This window comes from Hyunsoonleella sp. J2K-J805, assembly GCF_057167125.1.
In genome coordinates this window covers 21,924-39,025 of record NZ_CM169901.1, presented here as the reverse complement: position 1 = coordinate 39,025, position 17,102 = coordinate 21,924, and the positions used below count along the sequence as shown (strand labels likewise).

Sequence of the window (17,102 nt, the reverse complement as noted above, 5' to 3'; positions counted from 1 at the left end):
AAAGAACTTCTTGAAAAATCAATTAAAAATCGCAAGATTTCACGTATTGCAATTTGAAACACAGGTACTCTTTTTTTATTTCAAAGCATAACAATTCACCATCAATTTTGTGAATTTTATCCAATTTAACTTCATTTAACATTTTGAATTAAAATATAATTGGTTTAATACTTAACTTTATCCAAACTAATTGATAATCGGTGAATATTTCACTAATTTTAAAAACATTTATGAAGACAAATTCCATCTGGCGGTTAAAGGCAATTTTGGTGCTTTTAGTTGCTATTTTCGTCATGCCCCTTAATATTGATGCCCAAAACAGGAAAAAAGACAAGAAAAAGAAAAACAAAACCGAAGCACCAGCCCCTGCCAAAAAATCATCAAAAAAGAAAACTATTGCTTCGTTAACTAAATCCAGTAAAAAGCTAGAAGGTCTTTTCACGCTATACCAAGACACCATTACTGGGTCTCTTCAGATGCTGATTTCAGAAGATGATATTGGTAAAGAATATATTCATTTTGCACAAATAGCAGATGGTGTACTTGAGGCTGGGAGATTTAGAGGCGCTTACAACCCAACTCAGGTTATCAAAATAAATAAACATTTCAATAAAATAGAGTTTGTAAAACAAAATACATCATTCTATTTTGATCCTAATAATGCACTTTCCAAAGCTAAAGATGCAAATATTTCTCATGGTAATATTGCCAGTTTAAAAATTGAGGCTAGCGATGATAAAAAAGGAACTTATCTCGTAAAAGTTAACGACTTATTCCTAAAGGAAACATTTGGGCAAATAAAACGACCAAGGTTTCCCGGTAGCTCCCCAATGTCCTTTTCACTTGGTAATTTAGATAAAAACAAAACCAAAATAAATTCCATCAAGAACTACCCTGATAATATTAACATTACATCTGAATATGTATACTCAAAACCATCTGTTTTAAATGGTGGATCCAATGCCGTAACGGATGGTAGAAACGTTAGCATTAAAGTAAATCATAGTTTGATAGCAATGCCAGACAACGATTATGAGGTTAGGTTTGATGATCCTCGTGTTGGTTATTTTACGAGACAAGTTGAAGATCAAACAAGTACAAGTAGTACACCATATAGAGATTTGATTCACAGATGGCATCTTAAGAAAAAAGATCCCAATGCTGAAATCTCTGAACCAGCGGAACCCATAACTTGGTGGATTGAAAACACAACACCTGTTGAGTGGAGAGAAACTATTAAAGACGGAGTTTTACAATGGAACAAAGCCTTTGAAAAAGCTGGGTTTAAAAATGCAATGGTCGTTAAGGTACAGCCCGATGATGCAGAATGGGATGCCGGTGATATTAGATACAATGTTCTACGCTGGACGTCGTCTCCTCGCCCACCTTTTGGTGGTTACGGGCCTAGTTTTGTAAATCCAAGAACTGGACAAATATTAGGAGCAGATATCATGTTAGAGTATGTTCATTTTACCAACAGGGTGCTTTATGATAAAATTTACAATAACGTAGGGACGGCACTTGAAGAAGATTACAAGTATTGTAGTCTTGGTCATGAAACGCATCAAGAACTCATGTTCGCTAATGCTGTGGTTGCTGCTACAGGAGCATCTGATTTAGAGATGGAACGCATCAAAAAAGAATCTATGACGGCATTGATAATGCATGAGGTTGGGCATACTCTTGGCCTAAACCATAATATGAAGGCAAGTCAGCTTTTCTCAATAGACCAATTAAATGACGCTGATTTTATTGAAGGCAAATGTTTAACTGCCTCCGTAATGGATTATGCTGCTTTGAATATCACGAAGGATAGAAGCAAACAAGGACAATATGATGATGTTGCTGTGGGACCATACGATGTGTGGGCTATTCAACTTGGGTATACGCCCTTTGCTTCAGAAAATGAAAGGCAGGCATTATTAAACGAGTCTACAAAACCTGAACATATTTTTGGGAATGATGCCGATGATATGCGCAGCCCTGGAAAGGCCATTGATCCTAGAGTTAATGTATCAGATCAATCTAATCAACAAATTGATTGGGCCATTGATAGAATACAGTTATCAAATCAGCTCTTAAAAGAAGCAAAAAATAATTTCTCTGAAGATGGAGATTTTTATGAAGAATTAAAACGTGTGTACTTTATCCTTACAGGACAGCAAGGTAGTGCAGCAAATACTATATCACGTTTTATTGGCGGTGTTTATGTTGAAAGAACTGCAGTCGGACAAGACGGAGCTAAACAACCTTATACTCCTGTGAGTCTTGAAGACCAGAAAAAGGCAATGAACACGTTAAGTAAATATGTGTTCGCACCCAATGCGTTTGATGCACCCAATGATTTATATAATTATTTAGCCAGTCAACGTAGAGGTTTTAATTTTAGATCTCCAGAAGACCCAAAAATTCACAGTCGCGTTTTAGGAATGCAAAAACGTGTTTTAAGTCATCTATTGCATTATAACACATTGCAAAGAATAACTGATTCTGAACTCTATGGTAATACATACAAATTATCGTCTATGATGACCGACTTAAACAATGCTATTTTCAAAGCTGATATTTATGGGAGTGTTAATACTTTTAGACAGAACTTACAATTGGAGTATACAGAGATGTTGCTAGAAATGATAACAGGTAAAACAAGCTCGAGATACGCCCATAATGCAAAATCCATGGCACTTTATAATTTAAAGCGTATAAGAACGATGGCTGCACCTTCTGGAAATATTGCATCCAGAGCACATAAAGAGCATCTAAGAACACTAATAGATAATGGATTGAAAGAATTGAAATAAAATAACGGTTAGATCCCCATTTCGACGGAAATAACGGTTTCAAATGAAACCTCGACGCAAAGCGTCGGGGAATACTTTTCAATTAAAAAAGCTACTTCAAATGAAGTAGCTTTTTTAGTAGAGGTTAATGTTTCTTTTTAGGGACAAGGAATTGTTTACTTTATGTTTCATGAACCATCGTTTTATACAAAACAAAACCTGTGCCAAAAATATCGAATTTAATCTACGAGTATTCAGGAATTTTACCTTTAACGTCTTTATAGAAAGCTTGTAAATGTTCAAAATCTGATTTAACATTATCGGTAGGGTAAAACGGTTTTGAAAACGTATTTTTCTTATTTTCAAAATCTAGAGTAAACATCACGATAGGGACTTCCGCTTCTTTTGCTATATAATAAAATCCAGTTCTCCATTTATCTACTTTTTTTCTTGTACCCTCGGGAGCTAAAGCCATCCTAAAGGTTTTGTTCTCCTTGAATAATTGAGCAATTGCCTTTACTTTGTTTTGACTGTTTTGACGGTTAATAGGCCTTCCTCCTAAAGCTCTAAAAAAGTAACCAAAAGGAAAAATGAACAATTCCTTTTTACCAATAAAATTTACCTTAACACCTAATACCGCACGCACTAAAACACCAATATAGAAATCATGCCAGCTGGTATGTGGTGCCGCAATAATGATTACTTTTTTTAAGTCGTTTTGAAGAATGTCGTAATGTCCATCAACCTGCCAGCCTAATAACCTGTGGTAGATAAATTTTGCCAGCCGTTGTCGCATATTACATTTTTAAGTAGAGTTCTTTAAGTTTTTTGGATGTAATTCTCTTTTTCCAATTTTTTCCAATGGCATTTTCCCATAACGGCTCTAGACTTAAAGCAATGTTTATCATAGTATCTAAATCCTTGTCGCTCAAATCACGACAAATACCTGTTGGCAGTATAATGTCATGTTTGTCCATCATCTTTTTAAACAGTTTAACATCCTTAGGATAAAATTCCTCCAAATAGTTAAATACGATGCAGTTACCTATACCGTGTTTTGTCCCTAGTAAATATGATAACCCATAGCTCATAGCATGCGCTACACCAACTTGTGAATACGCTATGCTCATACCTCCATGCCATGAGGCCATCATAAGTTTATCCTGAGCATCTTTTTTAGTGAGACTACCATCGAGATAAATCTCTTTACAAATCTGGTAGGCCATATCTCCATAAGTTTTACTAAAAGCGTTTAAGTATGTCCCATTTAATGATTCAACACTATGGATAAAACAATCCATCCCGGTATAAAACCATTGTTGTTTTGGCACACCCTTCGTTAACTCAGGGTCTAAAACTACTTGATCGAAAGGCGTGTAATCTGAATTAATACCTAATTTACGGGTTGGTCCTGTTAAAACCGTGGTTCTAGAAACCTCAGCACCTGTTCCCGAAATCGTTGGAATACCCACATGGTATACTGCTTCATTTTTAACCAAGTCCCATCCTTGGTAATCTTCAGAACTACCTTCGTTATTCAGCATAATAGCTACTGCTTTGGCTAAATCTAAAACGGAGCCGCCCCCTATACCTATAATTCCCGACGGGCGCTCTTTTGAGGTCAAAATGATATCCTCAACTAACTCATCTACCTGAGATGTTTTTGGTTCATCGATAGTAGAAACATATATTATTTTATCGTCGTAAGCAATTGGTATTCTGGATGTAATATTTACTTCAGCTCTAAATACGTCATCTACTAAATAAACAAAAGGAGCTTGGTTACTTAAGCGATTTGGAGCTAACAATTCACCTAATTGATTGAAACTACCTCTGCCAAAAATTACTCTTGGCACCATTGGAAAGTTTTTATAACTCATGCAGTGTTTTTTCTTTTACAAAATGTAAAAATAGTATTATTTTATTTTACTTAATCAAATTATCCTGAAACTTCAAAACCCCCTACAATTTCAACCTTAAGGCACTAATTTTAGCAACTCACTTAAAGTTTGTATGGTTTTGTATTGTTTCCCGTTAGTTTCTTTTTCTGTAACCATTTCGTGCGCCCAAGTGGTATGAAATGGCACATGAACAGCCTTAGCTTTAATATTTACCAAAGGCAAAATATCTGATTTTAAGGAATTTCCTATCATCAAAAATTCTGAAGGATTAATATCTAAATTATTCAATAGTTTACTGTAATTGGCCTCTTTTTTATCGCTTAATACTTCAATATGATGAAAATAGGATGTTAATCCTGACTTCTCCAATTTTCGCTCTTGATCCAGCAAATCGCCTTTTGTGGCAAGAATAAGCCTGTATTTCTTTGACAATTTTTCCAAGACTTCCTCAACACCATCTAGCAGTTCTACTGGTTCATTCAACATGTTTTTGCAGATGCTCAAAATTTTCTGAATTTTTTTGTTTGATATGGTATAATTTGAAAGTTCAAGTGCACACTCAACCATAGAAAGCGTAAAAGCCTTAACACCATAACCGTAAAGTGGTAAATTGCCAATTTCCATCTTGAACAATTCTTGATCTATCTTATTAGGGGTTTCAAACTCCGATAATAATTTTGCAAACTCCTCCTCTGCCTTCCTAAAATAGGTTTCGTTTACCCATAAGGTATCATCGGCATCAAATCCAATTACTTTTATGCCGCTATAATCTATTTCCATAACTTCTTTGCGCGTTCTAAATCTTCGGGCGTATCAATTTCAACGCCTTCAACTGAGGTTTCTACCATTTTAATGCGTTTACCGTACTCCAAATATCTCAATTGTTCCAGTTTTTCAGAGGCTTCTAAAGTTAACATTGGCAATCGATAAAAATCTAAAAGTGCTTCTTTTCTAAAGGCATAAACACCCTTATGTTTATAATATTTCACATTTACGCTTTCATCTCTTGGATAAGGAATTGGGCTTCTAGAGAAATATAGTGCAAAATTAAAATTATCCAAAATAACCTTCACCGTGTTTGGGTTATTAATCTCATTTTTATCAGTGATATGCACCATCAGTGACGCCAAATCTACCTGCTTATTTGTATCCTCTTTAAAAACCGAAATTAGTTTACCCAACGATACTGCATCCGTAAAAGGCTCATCGCCTTGAACATTAACAACCACATCAATATCTAAGTTTTCAACAGCCTCAGCAATTCTATCACTGCCACAATAATGTTCTTTTTTGCTCATCATCACCTTTCCGCCATTACTAGAAACTTCATTATAAATGATATCACTATCAGTTACTACAATAACATCATCAAATAATTTTGTAGCCACGGTGGCTTCGTAAGTACGACGAATTACCGTTTTACCGTTTAAATCCTGCATTAGTTTCCCAGGAAATCGAGAGGCACTGTAACGTGCTGGTATCATTGAAATTATTTTCATTTACTGACTGGACTTTGAATTCAAAAATACCAAATATTTATGCAACTGTGCTTTTCTTCTTTGTGAATCGTCTATAAATTTTGAAAATTACAAATAGAATGATAAGGACAAAAATAACTGCTATAATAGGGGCAAAAACGGAAAGCGCAGACATTACCATAGACGTGCCAGTTTCAAGAGTTGACACCACAGGATTTGCAATACCACCTGTAGTGGCGGTAGATGCCAATCTTGTTGTACTTGAAGACCCTGCAACTGCTGCTGCGGTTCCCCCTCCAGCTATTATTGCTAATGCCCAAGTGGTAACGGTACTCAAATCTGCTACTGTTGAAAGCATAACCGCCGTACCTGCAATTGCCGCCAACGGTACTGCGATAGTATCCAGTAAATTATCGATATATGGAATAAAATAGGCACAAATTTCTACTAAAGTGGCAACACCTAATGTGATAAGTGCTGGCATACTGCCTACCCATTCCCAAGACTGATTAAGTTGCCAAATATCAAAATATGCCGCCAAACTTAACGCAAAAAGCGGCACAAAAACCCGAAATCCCACAGAGGCGGACAAACCTATACCCAAGCAAATACTAATTATTGTTTCTGGTGTCATTTCAATTTAGAATTAGGCTTCAAAAAAATCATCTTTAAAACCGATAAGATACAATTTTTCTTCGGCTCTTGTTACTGCCGTGTAGAGCCATCTCATGTAATCAATATCTATACCATTTGGCAAATAGGGCTGCTCTACAAATACAGTATGCCACTGCCCACCTTGAGATTTATGGCAAGTAACAGCATACGAAAACTTAACCTGCAATGCATTAAAGTGCTTGTTATTCTTCACTTTTAAAAATTTCTTATAATTGCTGGTTTCATCTTCAAAATCTTTCATCACTTCTTGATATAAACGATTGGACTCATCGTAAGACAATGAAGGGGTTTCAGCATGAATGGTATCCAATAACAATACCGTTTCAAAAGGATGCATTCTTGGATAATCTACCATACGTACTTTTACTTCCGCGAAGCGAAAACCATACAACTCTATTATACTGAAGATTTCCAATACTTCAATAATATCACCATTGGCAATAAATCCGGCCTCAGTAGTAGGTTTAATCCAAAAATAATTGTTTTTAACTACCATTAGGTAGTCTCCAGCAGTAAGCTCGTTTTCATTAAACAAAATTCTGCTCCTAATTTGTTGGTTGTATATATTTGCACGCTTGTTGCTTCTTACTACTATAGCTGTTTCTTCATTTCCTAAGGTACTGTAGGCGTCATTAATGGCATCCATAATTTCATAGCCATCCACTAATCTTACAATGTCGTTAAAACCATCTAAATCAAATTTAAAAGTATCAAAAAAATTACTAGACATGGTCTCTCTTAGTAATGTGGCATTTGCCAAAATACCAGAATCTTGTTCTTGACGCACCACCTCATCTAATTCCATCTTAGTAACTTCTTTATTGTAATTTAAAGCAAGTTTGTTTTCATCTAAAGCAGGACTAATATCCAACTTCACAGGAGGCAACTGCGCTGTATCGCCTATAAGCAATATTTTACATCGAAACCCAGAATATACATATTGCATTAAATCATCTAAAAGCGAGCCGTTTTCGAAGAGTTTTGAATCTCCCGGTGTATCAGGAATCATAGATGCTTCGTCTACAATAAATACAGTGTTTTTATGCTTATTGGGCTGCAATACAAACTTCACGCCTCCACCAGAATTTTTCTTAGGAAAATAAATTTTTTTATGAATGGTAAATGCTTCTTTTTTAGAATAGTTAGAAATCACTTTAGCCGCACGACCAGTTGGTGCCAGCAATACCGCACTCATTTTTGCTTTCCACAAATTATTAACAATGGTGCTTACAATGGTGGTTTTTCCGGTACCTGCATACCCCTTGAGCAGATAAACGGCATTAGGTGTTTTGCTAAATATAAATTGAGCGAGTTGCTGTATTACTATATCTTGCTTTACCGTTGGCTGAAATGGAAATTGTTGCTTTACAAGGGAATAAAATTCAGCTGAAGTCATTTAAGTACAAGACGGTTTAGAAATTAATCAAATATAGAAATGATTTTTATTAAGATAGTTTTAACCATAAAAAAAAAATTGTAGATTTGCGAAAGACCATTATTAAACTTGTAACAAATAAAGTACTATGTTAACAGTAATTCTCGTTGTAGTTGGTGTAATATTGCTAACCATTGTTTTAGTTAAATTAGTTGATAAATTTATACCTTCAAAATTTAAGCCTGTACTAATGATTGCCCTTTGGCTTTTAATTGCTTTTCTAGGCTATAAAACATTCATGTCTATTTACAATCCTATACTTTTCAACAAAGAAAAGAATAAACGCTACGAGAAAGTTATCGCCAGTTTAGAGGATATTAGAGATGCCCAATTAGCGCATAGAACGGTTACCGGAAAGTTTTCAGGAAAATGGGATGATTTAATAAAGTTTATTGACACAGCACAATTCACGTTGACACAACGCAGAGATTCCAGTATTGTTGATGAAGAATTAACACGACGTTATGGTGGTGTTGAGACTTTTAAAGATATTGTTATCATTGATACTCTAGGATTTAAATCTGTAAAAGATTCACTGTTCAAAAATTCTGATAGATATAAAACTATGATGAATGTACCCGTAGGAGAAGAAGGAGCTAAATTTAAGTTAGAAGCAGGATATCTAGAACAAAATAATATAAATATACCAGTATTTGAAGCATCAGTTAAGAAAGATGTTATTCTATATGACCAGCCAAGAGAACTTGTTATTCAAGAAAACCAAGTTGTATCGGTTGATGGGGTAAACGGAGATGCCTTAAAGGTAGGCTCAATGGATGAGGTTAAAACTATAGGTAACTGGCCAAAAACGTATGGCACAACAGACTAAAGATTTAGACACAATTACCAATCAAAAACTGTCCATTCAAATTAGTTTGAGTGGACTTTCTTTTTGTGTTCTAAATTCCAAAGCAAATACCATTTCCAGAATTGAACATATTAAGTTCAACAAAAGAGCAAACCCTTTCGAAGCATTAGAACGTTTAATCCATTTTTTTGATACCAAGCCCTATCTTCAGGATAAATTTGATGATATTTTGGTGATTCATGAAAACGACTTATCAACATTGGTTCCTAAGCCTTTATTCAATAAAAATTATTTAGCTGATTATCTAAAATTTAATTCGAAAATATTAAAGTCTGATTATTTAAGCTATGATGTTTTAAATAACGATGAGAGTGTTAACGTTTATGTGCCGTATGTGAATATTAACAACTATATCTACGAGGCCTTTGGGGAGTTTACCTTTAAGCACTTTTCTACAATTTTAATAGAAGAAGTTTTAAAAAATGAAACGGATTCAAAATCAAATAAGGTATATGTACATGTATGCGAACAGCATTTTGAAATAGTTGCAGTTGATAACGGCGCACTTATACTTTACAATACTTTTGAGTATAACAATGCTGAGGATTTTATCTATTATATTTTATTCACTTTAGAGCAGCTTAACTACAATCCTGAGAACATAGATATAGTTTTGCTTGGTAATATTTCGAAAGAAGATGCCTTGTACAAAATGGCATATAAATATATAAGAAATATCACTTTTGGAACCATTGGCCAACAAATAGTTGATGACGTGGAAGTAAACCATTCAAATTATATTATTATAAATAGTTTTTAATGCGAATAATTTCTGGGCAATACAAGAGCAGAAAAATAGTGGCTCCAAAAAACTTACCTGTTCGCCCAACAACTGATATGGCGAAGGAATCCCTATTCAACATTCTAAATAACAGCTATTATTTTGATGATATTTCTGTTTTAGACCTTTTTGCTGGAACTGGCAATATTAGTTACGAATTCGCCTCCAGGGGCACTGAACAGATTACTTGCGTAGACCAGCATTTTGGGTGTGTAAAATTCATCAATCAAACGGCAGAACAATTTGAAATGCCTATTGATACCGTTAAGAGTGATGTCTTTAAATTTTTGGAGCAAACCAATGCTAAGTTTGATATTATTTTTGCAGATCCACCTTATGATTTTTCTCAGGAGCAGTTTGAGCATATTCCAGAACTGGTGTTTAAAAAAGGGTTGCTTAGTGACAGCGGTACGTTAATAGTAGAGCATTCCAAACATACCAACCTTGCTTCTACAGCTAATTTTGATGTATCTAAAAGCTACGGCGGTAATGCTTTTAGTTTTTTCAAAAAACAATAGGATTAACATTTGTTAATTTTGAAATGCTTTTTTTTCAGTAACTTCGAGATCTCCTTTAGAGTCCCAAGCTCTATACGCACTTCTCTCAAAATTCAAAAAGGTTTTTTCTTTTTTGTTACATACTTATGGTTTGATTTTGAATACTAACCTTTAAAACCATAAAACATGAAGAAACTCTCATTGTTAGGATTGACGATCCTACTCTTCGTTGCATGCCAAAACAAACCCCAACGGTACTTTGCAGCATCTCCTGAAATTGAAACCGTAAAAAAAGGAATTAAAGCTTATGAAGAAGGCGATTGGGACACGTGGGCTTCCAATTTTGCCGACACTGCAAAAATTTATCATAACGCCGGCAAAGGACTTGCACCAAAAGAATTAATGAAAAATTTGCAACAAATGGTTTCAAATATGGAAATCTATGGCTTTGAGGACAGTGATGAAATGGAGATGGTAGTGGATGACAAAGGAAGAACTTGGGTAAACTATTGGAATACTTGGAAAGCCAAAACAAAAGTTACAAGAAAGGAGCTTAATGTCCCCGTGCATTTAACATTGCAATTTATTGATGGTAAAATTGTAAGGGAATACGCCTATTACGATGCCTCAAGCTTAAATGCGGCACTTGCAGAATTATCCAGTATGGATGACAAAGAGAAAGCTATCCATGCTAATATTGATACATTTATAGGTGAGTTTTTAAACAAGAAAAACTCCTCAGCCTTAGATGATCTGCTGTCAAAAGATTTTAAACGATTTATAAGTGATGAAAAAGTAGCGACAGGTAAAGATGAGCTTATTGCAAACTTAGACCCATTCTTTAAAGGCTTCTCAGATTTTGGTGTAGAATTGCTACATACATCAACCATCGTAGATAATGCCATTTTCGTCCATTGGAAAGCAGGAGGAACCCATGATGGAGAATTTGCTGGATCACCCGCAACTAACAAAAAAATATTCGTTAATGGCCTTTCAAGGCTGCAATTTGGTGACGACGGTAAAATGCTTTATGAGCACTTGTATTTCGATCAGTTAGCCTTAATGCAAGAAATAGGCAAAACTTTAAAATAAAAACTAATTCAAACCAATAATTATGAAAAATCAAAAAACCTTAGTATTAACCTGTTTATCTATTTGTTTAACAATCTGCATGTCATTTGCACAACAGATGTTTATTGTATTTGAAGACCAGGTAAAACCAGCCAAAGTTATGGAATATGAGAAAACTGTAAAAGACTACAATAAAGCATGCAGTGAATATAACATAGAGGTTTACTGGCAAGCGGCATCTCAAGACGACTTCACCTATTATTACATTTCTCCAATAGAAAAAATGGCTGATTTAGACGAACAGCCCATGAAAGAAATGGCGGAGGCTATGGGCGATAAATTTACAGCTATGATAACGAGTATGAATAAATGTACTACCGCATCAGGTTCTTATATGATGTATGCCGTAGAGGACTTAAGTTATAAAGCTCCCGAGGGCACCGATAGGTCAGATATGAATTACCGTGCTTGGTATGAGTTACATTACCAAGCTGAAAACAAAGAAAAGCTAATGGAAGGCATGAAAGCAGTTAAAGCCATGTTTGAAGAAAAAGGTTCTACGGAGTATTATAATGTATACCATACGGGATTCGGCACTATGGAAAACTATTTTCTAGTATCTGTTGCTGCCAAAGACGGTGTAGACAGTGAGACACGAGGAAAAGCAAATCAAAAAGTTTTGGGTCCAGACCGTTACGAAACATTTGATAAAGTAATGGCTTATGTAGAAAATTGGGTAGAACACAGAGGAAGAATGCGTCCAGACTTGGCTTACATGCCTGTAGAAGAAGAATAATATTTATATTAGACCAACCAATTTAAACCATAAACCCTTCCGAGAAATCATCTGGAAGGGTTTATTATATGTAAGCAAATCTATAAGCCGAATTCTGTTCATCCTGAACTTGTTTCAGGATCTCCTAAAATAAGTACAAGAATACCTTATCATTTATCTCGGCGCAATGTTGCCATTACGCTCTAGCTGCCTACCCTCCAGCAATCAAACGTGCCGTTTTCAAACGCTGGTATACATGGCATTGCACCACAAAGAGTTTACCTGATTTCACTACAGCATTACCCGTACATTCTTTCTGTTGCACTTTTCCTAACCTTTCGGCCGGTGGCTGTTAACCACTATGTTGCACTAAGGTGTTCGGACTTTCCTCCCAAGTGCTGAAATAAACTCAGCACAAAAGCGATAAGGCGATTTACTCACTGCAAAAATACAACTACTAAAATGTAAAACACAAATAATAGAAATAATTTGGGCGTTACCCCTTTGGTCGCTCAGACTCCCGAAGCGGGGTCAGGCTTTCACGACTCACTCCCTTTCCCGGTAGCTACTTGCATCGAGGGTTTTTAAATCACTAACCTTATTTTTTTCTATACACCAAATTTTATATTTAGTGAACTTTATTAATATTTATAAATCGTTCGGTTTAGCACAACTATCCTATATTTTATACTTTATTGGCGGCTGTTTTTATTATAGGTTTTCAAGCTTTGACTCGTCACTTTTGTCGTTACATTCCATTATTTTTTTAATTGCATTTTTATTTTCGGGGTTTAAAGTCAATGATTTTGCATAATTTATTATTGAATTATTCCAATCCTTCTTTTTTAAATAAGCTTCTCCTAAACTATCATAGAGATCATAGTCGTTAGGCATTTGACTAATGCCATATTTAAAAACTTTGATTGCTATCTCTGGATTTTTTTTATCTTCTAACCATTCATATCCAAGTACAGCAATAGTTTCATTAAATTCCATTTTTATTAATTCTTTTTCAGTATACGCCTCTGGGTTTAATTGCTCCTGTAAAAATAAAATTGGGTTGTCGATATCATTGTATTTTTTATAAAATTTACTACCCAACGATTCTTTCGGAAACAGGTCGACAATCATAGTTTTATGATTTCCCTTTTTCAATTCTTTCTTTAGGTCTAATTCCACATATTCGGCAAAATCTCCATATAAATAAACCCTGATTTTTAGAGAAGTTAAATCATAAACTGTAGAAAACTGAGTTGAAAATAAATCTGGACTTTTTTGATTCAAACTTTTCATAACACTACTACAATAGTCCATAGTAGCTTTTCCCTTTGTTTTATTAATAAATCTTTGTCCCACTTGAAACCATGGAAGAGTAACTTCTTCAACAGATTCTATTTGAGAATAATAGAAGTTAGAAAATGATTTTTCCAATTCTTCTCCAGTAATTAATAGGTCGCCTTCAACAATTAAATACGTTCCTGATTTATCAACAAATACAAGCATACTAGTTGAAAGTGAACTCAAGTTAATTGTTTCTAAATACGTTTTAACTTGCTCTACTGTTGACATATTTTGCATAATGTTTCTAATAGCCTTGCCTATCGCTAATTTTGTTTTTCCTTCTGTATTTACGATTGGCAATTCAGGCTCTGCAAAACCATCGAAAACCAAACCCGCATCGTTAATAGCTCCTTGAGCAAAATTATTTAAAAGCCCCATATACATTACTCCGAAATTTTTATCTCCAGCAACTTCAAACCAGAATTGATTGTTTGGACTTAAATAATCTTCATTATTTCCCACAAAAGTTTTTCCTTTTTTTGTTATTTTGTAAATACTACAAGCAACACCTGTGAGTGGATTACAGATTAGAATTACGGCTATTAGGCTTATAATTTTATTTTTAATTAGTATTTGTTTTAAATAAACTGTTGGTATAAAGATTACTTTTTAATATATTTTTACAATTTTTTAAATATTGTGACTAACCAGTAAATGCAAAGTCCTTTATAGTTGTTTTGTACTGATAACCCTCTGTCGTCATTTTAATAATTTTTGTTAAAATTAATTACTGTTACAAGAAAACAGACAGCAACAACACTTGTAAGTCTAAATAGATGCGTAGCAATCTTATTGTCGGTTTTATACGTTAACAAATTTGCTAGGATAGTAATAGAAAACCCTCTCATCAAAGAATAAATTAAAATGAGTTGATTATAAATAGCATTAACATAATCTGTATTTATTCATTGTAAATCAAAATTTTCAACACTTAGTTTAATTTAGTTTCTAACATCAAAATTTTATCTTTGATATGATTTAAACTATTATCTATTTTGTTAGCAATTTTAAAATTCTCAAGAGCTTTTAGAGAGTCTCCTACTTTTAATAATGCATTACCATAGCTTATATATGTGCCTGCTATTAAAGGGTATTCAGTTGTATTCAACTTGAAAATAGGTAATGCTTCGCCTAAATAGTCATTATTCAATAACTCATAACCTGCATTATTGAGTTCATAGACATCAACATTATAGATTGCTGTATCAGATTTATTTTCGTTATAAAAATGAATTGCATTACCCACATTTTCAGAAAAAGTATGCTGTAATACACTTCTACCCATTGACTTTTTTTGCAATACATAAGGTGCGCCCACTCGAATACTGTCCATAGCGTCGGTTATTGGGATAAATGATTCCCAAGAATCATTAGTTAACACAATACAACCACTTTTTGTTTCTATTTCGTTATACAAATATGTGCCAAATCCGTGCCATCCACCATTGTGAAAAACTGCTTTAGGTGCTGTTTTATCTTTTGGGAACTTCCACCCAAATCCATATCTCGTTCTTTCCCCATTATTAAGAGTTCCCCAAGACCAAGCTTCGTCCATAAATTCTTTTGGAAGTACTTTGTAGTTAACAAGAGCCATATTCCACTTGTACAGGTCATGTAAGGTAGAATATATACCTCCATCTCCTCTTACAGAGTTAACAATGTCATAATCATTAAGCTCATAATCTACTTGGTTAATTGCTTTTTGATACCCAAATACTCTGTTGGGCATATTGGGATAGGTTTCTTCTAGATAATTATAGAGCATCGTATTATTCATTCCTACAGGATCGAATATGTTTTCCTTTAGGAAGTCTCTAAAATGTTGTTTTGAAATTTTTTCTATAATCGAAGCAAGAATCATATAGCCAGTATTGCTATACTCCCATTCCTCACCAGGTTGAAAATGTAAATCTGGATGAACTTCAAAGAAGATCTTAGTGATTTCATCATTACCCAATATATAGCCTTTGGTAGTATCTGCTGGAACAAAATGCTCTTCGATAATTTCCTCATAATCTGCCAAGCCAGAAGTATGATGTAACAACTGCCTTATGGTTATGTTATCATAAGGAAAATCTGTAAGTACGGAGTTTACCTTTTGGTGATACTCTAATTTTCCCGCTTGTTTTAGTTTCATAATTGCTACTCCCGTAAACTGTTTACTCACTGATGCTAAACGAAATTGAGACTCTAAGGTCAAAGAATCAATTGGTTTTATGGTACGCAGACCATTTGAACTTTTAAAAATTACTTTGCCATTTTCGTATATCAAGATATTTCCTGTATTAAAACCCCTAGATTTCATTTCTGCAATAAATGCATTGTATTGGTTTATCTTGCTGTTTTTTAGGGGTTTCTTTTTTTGTAAACAACCATAAAAAGATGTTAGAAACAAAAGCGCCATTAAAAATAGGTACAACGTATTTAGAATTTGTTTCATCATAAAATTATATGGTTTTTGATATTAGTGTTATAAGTATTTAGTTTTACTTGTTTAGACAACTTCCAAGACGTGTTCAAAATAAGCAGCAATGTGCATATTTCGATGATACTAAAAAAGATATAATGTGGACTATTTGTTCCTGTAGATAAACTGCCAACTTGTATTAGTATCATTAAAAATGCAGCAATAATGTTTATAATTCGATTCATCTTTTCTTTTAACATTACGGATAGTACTATCATTACCATGGGTATTTCCATAATGATAGAAAAGCATAAAAGAAAGTTTTCTGTAAACGCTATATCATCTACTTTGCCTGTTAACAGTTTTTTTAAGAATTCCGAATGATATAAAGAAAATACATCGCAAAACATGTAATTAACTGTTACAAATATCCATAATATAGATAATAAATATTGAGTGTTTTTCATTTGTTAAAAGTTAAATCCAAAATGTAACCCTGGTTCACCAAAAAAGAATTTAGACCATTTGTCATCTAGTTGTTTAAATGATTCAGGCATTTCTGTATGGTAAGGACGATGAGTTATTGCTAATGAAGGTTCTATGAAAAAAACTCTTTTAAATAGTTTTATGTGATAACCAATTCGATAGGTACTAAATATCTGGAAACCATTATCAATTTTTTGCTTTTTTTGGTTTATATAATCTTGCCATGCATTCATTACGTGAATACCTGCAAAAAGTCCTTTCCATAAAAATCTTTGATATGCAATTGCAAATCCCTTTTCTTTTATAAAGCCAGGGAAATTTTCATTAGGGTCAGACTTTGCCTTGCCATAGGGTATGCCTATGGGTTCAAAATACCTCCAGGTTTTTAACTCCAAAGAAATTACATCTTTTGCACTAATTCTATAACCTAGGTTCAATTGTGCAAAATTAGGGCGTTCGTTAGCATCTACATTCATAATCATAAATGCGCTACTTCCAATAAAATATCTTTTAGTTTGTATTTCTTCTTGCGTGTATTGGGCGTTAAGAGCTAGGGAACTAAACAATAAAATAATTGTAATAGATGTGAAAATGTTTTTTTGCATAA

At 34.0% G+C, this 17,102-nt stretch carries 16 protein-coding genes and 1 other RNA gene; 6 read left to right on the top strand and 11 right to left on the bottom strand.

What is annotated here, in order from left to right; genetic code table 11:
• The first annotated feature begins 230 nt into the window (after positions 1-230).
• On the top strand, positions 231-2,801 hold the full coding sequence (locus tag AC1B0Z_RS00140; RefSeq protein ID WP_483793425.1) for a zinc-dependent metalloprotease: 2,571 nt from the start codon (positions 231-233) through the stop codon (positions 2,799-2,801).
• Between the two features lie 223 nt (positions 2,802-3,024).
• On the opposite strand, the gene AC1B0Z_RS00135 is transcribed toward AC1B0Z_RS00140, so the two are convergent.
• The 6 genes from AC1B0Z_RS00135 to AC1B0Z_RS00110 all read right to left on the bottom strand — a co-directional run bounded on the left by AC1B0Z_RS00135 (position 3,025) and on the right by AC1B0Z_RS00110 (position 8,230).
• Positions 3,025-3,576 carry a 1-acyl-sn-glycerol-3-phosphate acyltransferase gene (locus AC1B0Z_RS00135; RefSeq protein WP_483793423.1) on the bottom strand — a complete coding sequence of 184 codons (552 nt, stop codon included), beginning with the start codon at positions 3,574-3,576 and terminating at the stop codon, positions 3,025-3,027.
• Between the two features lies 1 nt (position 3,577).
• Positions 3,578-4,660, bottom strand: a complete 1,083-nt coding sequence (locus AC1B0Z_RS00130) for an iron-containing alcohol dehydrogenase family protein (RefSeq protein WP_483793422.1) — start codon at positions 4,658-4,660, stop codon at positions 3,578-3,580.
• Between the two features lie 96 nt (positions 4,661-4,756).
• Positions 4,757-5,461, bottom strand: coding sequence for an HAD family hydrolase (locus AC1B0Z_RS00125; RefSeq protein WP_483793421.1), 705 nt, complete (start codon positions 5,459-5,461; stop codon positions 4,757-4,759).
• Positions 5,452-6,180, bottom strand: a complete 729-nt coding sequence (gene kdsB, locus AC1B0Z_RS00120; RefSeq protein WP_483793419.1) for a 3-deoxy-manno-octulosonate cytidylyltransferase — start codon at positions 6,178-6,180, stop codon at positions 5,452-5,454. The genes AC1B0Z_RS00125 and kdsB overlap by 10 nt, the downstream gene beginning before the upstream one ends.
• A 37-nt stretch (positions 6,181-6,217) precedes the next feature.
• Positions 6,218-6,793, bottom strand: coding sequence for a DUF4126 domain-containing protein (locus tag AC1B0Z_RS00115; RefSeq protein ID WP_483793417.1), 576 nt, complete (start codon positions 6,791-6,793; stop codon positions 6,218-6,220).
• A gap of 12 nt (positions 6,794-6,805) precedes the next feature.
• A complete protein-coding gene (locus AC1B0Z_RS00110) occupies positions 6,806-8,230 on the bottom strand; it encodes an ATP-dependent DNA helicase (RefSeq protein WP_483793415.1) in 1,425 nt (474 codons plus the stop codon).
• Between the two features lie 127 nt (positions 8,231-8,357).
• On the opposite strand from AC1B0Z_RS00110, the gene AC1B0Z_RS00105 reads away from it, so the two are divergent.
• From AC1B0Z_RS00105 to AC1B0Z_RS00085, 5 genes are all read left to right on the top strand, one after another.
• Entirely contained in the window at positions 8,358-9,098 is a 741-nt protein-coding gene (locus tag AC1B0Z_RS00105) for a hypothetical protein (RefSeq protein WP_483793413.1), read from the top strand.
• Entirely contained in the window at positions 9,082-9,897 is an 816-nt protein-coding gene (locus tag AC1B0Z_RS00100; protein ID WP_483793412.1) for a DUF3822 family protein, read from the top strand. Before AC1B0Z_RS00105 ends, AC1B0Z_RS00100 begins: the two co-directional genes overlap by 17 nt.
• On the top strand, positions 9,897-10,436 hold the full coding sequence (rsmD, locus tag AC1B0Z_RS00095; RefSeq protein ID WP_483793411.1) for a 16S rRNA (guanine(966)-N(2))-methyltransferase RsmD: 540 nt from the start codon (positions 9,897-9,899) through the stop codon (positions 10,434-10,436). The genes AC1B0Z_RS00100 and rsmD overlap by 1 nt, the downstream gene beginning before the upstream one ends.
• A 165-nt stretch (positions 10,437-10,601) precedes the next feature.
• Positions 10,602-11,507, top strand: coding sequence for an ester cyclase (locus AC1B0Z_RS00090; protein WP_483793409.1), 906 nt, complete (start codon positions 10,602-10,604; stop codon positions 11,505-11,507).
• Between the two features lie 22 nt (positions 11,508-11,529).
• Positions 11,530-12,282 carry a hypothetical protein gene (locus AC1B0Z_RS00085; RefSeq protein WP_483793407.1) on the top strand — a complete coding sequence of 251 codons (753 nt, stop codon included), beginning with the start codon at positions 11,530-11,532 and terminating at the stop codon, positions 12,280-12,282.
• Between the two features lie 67 nt (positions 12,283-12,349).
• Here the strand turns inward: AC1B0Z_RS00085 and rnpB are convergent.
• The 5 genes from rnpB to AC1B0Z_RS00060 form a co-directional block, all read right to left on the bottom strand.
• Positions 12,350-12,701: RNase P RNA component class A (gene rnpB / locus AC1B0Z_RS00080), an RNA gene on the bottom strand.
• 271 nt (positions 12,702-12,972) lie between these two features.
• Positions 12,973-14,064 carry a tetratricopeptide repeat protein gene (locus AC1B0Z_RS00075; RefSeq protein ID WP_483793405.1) on the bottom strand — a complete coding sequence of 364 codons (1,092 nt, stop codon included), beginning with the start codon at positions 14,062-14,064 and terminating at the stop codon, positions 12,973-12,975.
• A 469-nt stretch (positions 14,065-14,533) separates the two neighbouring features.
• Positions 14,534-16,045, bottom strand: a complete 1,512-nt coding sequence (locus AC1B0Z_RS00070; RefSeq protein ID WP_483793404.1) for a serine hydrolase domain-containing protein — start codon at positions 16,043-16,045, stop codon at positions 14,534-14,536.
• On the bottom strand, positions 16,042-16,476 hold the full coding sequence (locus AC1B0Z_RS00065) for a DUF6326 family protein (RefSeq protein WP_483793403.1): 435 nt from the start codon (positions 16,474-16,476) through the stop codon (positions 16,042-16,044). The genes AC1B0Z_RS00070 and AC1B0Z_RS00065 overlap by 4 nt, the downstream gene beginning before the upstream one ends.
• A 3-nt stretch (positions 16,477-16,479) precedes the next feature.
• A complete protein-coding gene (locus AC1B0Z_RS00060; protein ID WP_483793402.1) occupies positions 16,480-17,100 on the bottom strand; it encodes a hypothetical protein in 621 nt (206 codons plus the stop codon).
• Positions 17,101-17,102: the final 2 nt, after the last annotated feature.